Consider the following 1,934-nt stretch of genomic DNA (forward strand, 5'->3'; position numbering starts at 1 on the left):
CGGTGGTGCCGTAGGAGTCGGTGCCGTCGAGGGGGCCGAGTTCGGTCTTCATTTTGCCGGCCATGGCGAAGGTGCGGCGGACGGTTTCGCCGGCGCGGCCCATGCCCTGGGCGTCGGAGGAGGTGATGCCGATGACGCCGAGGTCGTGGAGGACGTCTTCGGCGCCCATGGTGCCGGCGCGGATGCGGTCGCGGGCCATGGCGGCGTCGCCGGGGAGGTCGGTTTTGAGGTCGTGGGCGGAGACGATCATGCCGAAGTGTTCGCCGAGGGCGTCGCGGCCGAAGGGGAGGGTGGGGTTGGTGGAGGAGCCGATGACGTTGGGGACGCCGGCCATTTTGAGGACGTTGGGGACGTGTCCGCCGCCGCAGCCTTCGATGTGGAAGGCGTGGATGGTGCGTCCTTCGAGGACGGAGAGGGTGTCTTCGACGGAGAGGCATTCGTTGAGGCCGTCGGTGTGGAGGGCGACCTGGACGTCGTAGTCCTCGGCGACGCGCAGGGCGGTGTCCAGGGCGCGGGTGTGGGCGCCCATGTCTTCGTGGACCTTGAAGCCGGAGGCGCCGCCTTCGGCGAGTGCTTCGATGAGGGGGGCGGGGTCGGAGGAGGAGCCGCGGCCGAGGAAGCCGATGTTGACGGGCCAGGCGTCGAAGGCGTTGAAGGCGTGGCGCAGGGCCCAGGGGGAGTTGACGCCGACGCCCCAGACGGGTCCGAATTCCTGGCCGATGATGGTGGTGACGCCGGAGGCGAGGGAGGCCTCCATGATGCGGGGGGAGAGGAGGTGGACGTGGGTGTCGATGGCGCCGGCGGTGGCGATCATGCCTTCGCCGGAGACGATGGTGGTGCCGGTGCCGACGACGACGTCGATGTGGTCGAGGGTGTCGGGGTTGCCGGCGCGGCCGATGGAGACGATCCGGCCGTCGCGGATGCCGATGGAGGTTTTGCGGATGCCCTGGATCGCGTCGATGACCAGGACGTTGCTGATCACCACGTCGCAGGTGTCGCGGACGGCGGCGGCCTTGAGGTGGAGTCCGTCGCGGGCGGTCTTGCCGAAGCCGGCCAGGAACTCCTCGCCGGGGGCCTGGGAGTCGGACTCGACCCGGACGATCAGGCCGCTGTCGCCGAGCCGGATGCGGTCACCCGCGCGGGGGCCGTGCACCGAGATGTAGTCATGGGGAGTGATCGCGCTCATGCGGCCGTCTCCGGGCTGTCGAAGCGGGTGGAAACTCGGGTGGTGCGGATGCTCACGACTCGGGCTCCGCGTCGTCGAAGCTGGTGAGGTAGCCGGTGGCGCGGGCCTTCGCCAGTGCGGCGTCGCGGGCCCCGGGGGCGTCCAGCGGGCCGTCCACCAGGCCGGCGAAGCCGATCGCGACGCGCTCGCCGCCGATCGGCACCAGGCCGACCTCCACGGTGGCGCCCGGGTCGAAGCGGACCGAGGAGCCCGCCGGGACGGCGAGGTGGGTGCCGTAGGCGGCCTCGCGGTCGAAGGCGAGCCGGGGGTTGGCCTCGAAGAAGTGGAAGTGCGAGGTGACCGAGATCGGTACCGCCGAGGTGTTGTGGACGGACAGCACGACCCTCTCCTCGATCGGGTCGTAGCCCGCACCCTCGCCGATCAGTGCGGCGCCCGGGGCCTCGTCGCCGAGTGAGCCCGCGCCCTTGAAGGGGTCGTTGACCACGGCGAGCCGGGTGCCGTCGTCGAAGACGGCCTCGACCTGGATGACGGTGACCACGTCCGGGACGCCGGGCAGGACGTCGTCGGCGGTCAGCACACTGCGTCCGGCCTCGATGGCCTCGGCGAGGCGGCGGCCGTCGCGGGCCGCCTCGCAGACGGTGTCGGCGATCAGGGCGGTGGCCTCGGGCACGTTGAGGCGGACGCCCCTGGCGCGCCGGGCACGGGCCAGTTCGGCCGCTGTGAAGATCAGCAGCCGGTCCCGTTCGGT

General features: G+C 71.5%; 2 protein-coding genes. Both read right to left on the bottom strand.

Going from position 1 to position 1,934, the window contains the following annotated elements; all coding sequences use genetic code 11:
* Window positions 1-1,186, bottom strand: a 1,186-nt coding sequence (locus ACFC1R_RS38730; RefSeq protein ID WP_375946417.1) for an urease subunit alpha, incomplete at its 3' end; no start/stop codon positions are given.
* A gap of 52 nt (window positions 1,187-1,238) precedes the next feature.
* A partial coding sequence (gene ureA, locus ACFC1R_RS38735) for an urease subunit gamma (protein WP_375946418.1) occupies window positions 1,239-1,934 on the bottom strand: 696 nt, incomplete at its 5' end.

It is taken from the genome of Kitasatospora sp. NPDC056138, assembly GCF_042264695.1.
Classification (GTDB): domain Bacteria; phylum Actinomycetota; class Actinomycetes; order Streptomycetales; family Streptomycetaceae; genus Kitasatospora.